We start from the raw sequence: 1,517 nt of genomic DNA on the forward strand, positions 1-1,517 counted from the left end.
GCGGTGTCGTAGAAATAGCTGCAGCGCGTGCGCTGCAACAGATTGCCGCCGACGGTGGCGGCGTTGCGAAGCTGCGCCGAAGCGCCCGACAGCAGCGCCTCGGCCACCGCCGGATAGGATTTGGCGAACGCCGGATGGTAGGCAAGGTCGGCGTTACGCACCAGCGCACCGATGCGCAGGCCACCATCGTCCAGCCGTTCGATGCGGTTGAGTTCCGGCAGCCGGGAGATGTCGACGATACGCTCGGGACTGGTGATGCCGCCTTTCATCAGGTCGAGCAGATTGGTGCCGCCGGCGAGATAGGCCGAGCCCGGCTCGGCTGCCGCGGCGATGGCGTCGGGAATGGTGGCGGGCCTGATGTAATCGAAGTCTCTCATGCCGCGGTCCTCCGGTCGGCTTTGACAAGCTGTTGCTGGGCTTCCAGGACGGCCTCGACGATGCCGCCATAGGCCGCGCAGCGGCATATGTTGCCGCTCAGCCCCTCGCGGATGCGTTCGGGATCGTCGCCGGCCTGTCCCTCGGCGATCAGGCCGAGCGTGCTCATGATCTGGCCGGGTGTGCAGAACCCGCACTGGAAGCCGTCATGGGCGATGAAGGCGGCCTGCACCGGATGCAGTTCCTCGCCGTTGGCGACGCCTTCGATGGTCAAGACCTGGGCGCCGTCATGGCTGACCGCCAGCGCCAGGCATGAGTTGATGCGCTTGCCGTCGACCAGCACCGTGCAGGCGCCGCATTGGCCGCGGTCGCAGCCCTTCTTGGTGCCGGTGAGATCGAGCCGCTCGCGCAGCAGGTCGAGCAGGGTTACGCGTGGATCGACCTCCAGTTGGTGTCGGTGGCCATTGATGGTGAGGGTAATGGGAAGGCTGGTCATGGGCGTCTGGCTCCAGTTGCTTGACGCGGATGGGATTGAACTGGTGCCTTGCCGCAGAAGGGCAAGGTAACTGTTCGGTCAGGTCTTGACGGCGAAAGCGGAGATGGCGGATCTCCCGCGAGGCAGGCGGGCAGGGGAGATGTCGGCTTGCGTGTTCGAAAGACGTGACATACCGGTTCTCCTGATTATATGATAAAGGTGCTCCACTAAAACGGAGGCGCCTCCGTTTATTACGTGGTGGCTGACCCTGCCGGATTCAAGCCCCCTGACACGATGTGGAGAAAAAATTGGCCAGCGAGCCGTCCGCCATTGCTGAACAGAAGGCCGAGGCCGTAGACGCAAAGCCGCTGCGCGCCGATGCGCGGCGCAACCGCGACCGGCTGGTCGAGGTGGCGGTGTCAGTCTTTGCCGAGCGCGGCATCGATGGCTCGCTGGAGGAGATCGCGCGCCGCGCCGGCGTCGGCATCGGCACGCTCTACCGGCATTTCCCGACGCGCGAGCATCTGGTCGAGGTGGTCTATCGTCGTGAGGTGGAGGCGCTGTGCGCGGCCGCCGGCGAGCTTGCCCAAAAACATCCGTCCGATGTCGCGCTGGAACAGTGGATGCAGCGCTTCGTCGACTACATCGCCACCAAGCGCTGCCTGGC

The 1,517-nt window shown here is 65.1% G+C and carries 3 protein-coding genes; 1 reads left to right on the plus strand and 2 read right to left on the minus strand.

Annotation, left to right across the window (positions count from 1 at the left end; genetic code table 11):
* On the minus strand, window positions 1-377 hold a 377-nt coding region (locus EN969_RS30595), incomplete at its 3' end, for an FAD binding domain-containing protein (RefSeq protein ID WP_206525277.1).
* Window positions 374-871, minus strand: coding sequence for a (2Fe-2S)-binding protein (locus EN969_RS30600; RefSeq protein ID WP_013530705.1), 498 nt, complete (start codon window positions 869-871; stop codon window positions 374-376). The genes EN969_RS30595 and EN969_RS30600, both read right to left, overlap by 4 nt.
* 287 nt (window positions 872-1,158) lie before the next feature.
* Here EN969_RS30600 and EN969_RS30605 point away from each other — a divergent pair.
* Window positions 1,159-1,517 (plus strand): helix-turn-helix domain-containing protein (locus EN969_RS30605; RefSeq protein ID WP_164758644.1); only part of this gene is annotated, 359 nt, incomplete at its 3' end.

This window comes from Mesorhizobium sp. M7A.F.Ca.CA.003.01.2.1 (assembly GCF_003998945.1).
GTDB lineage: Bacteria > Pseudomonadota > Alphaproteobacteria > Rhizobiales > Rhizobiaceae > Mesorhizobium > Mesorhizobium ciceri.

Bases quoted from the DNA above. Each gene is read 5' to 3' on its own strand.
- EN969_RS30600 (WP_013530705.1), bottom strand. From the start codon at position 871: ATGACCAGCCTTCCCATTACCCTCACCATCAATGGCCACCGACACCAA.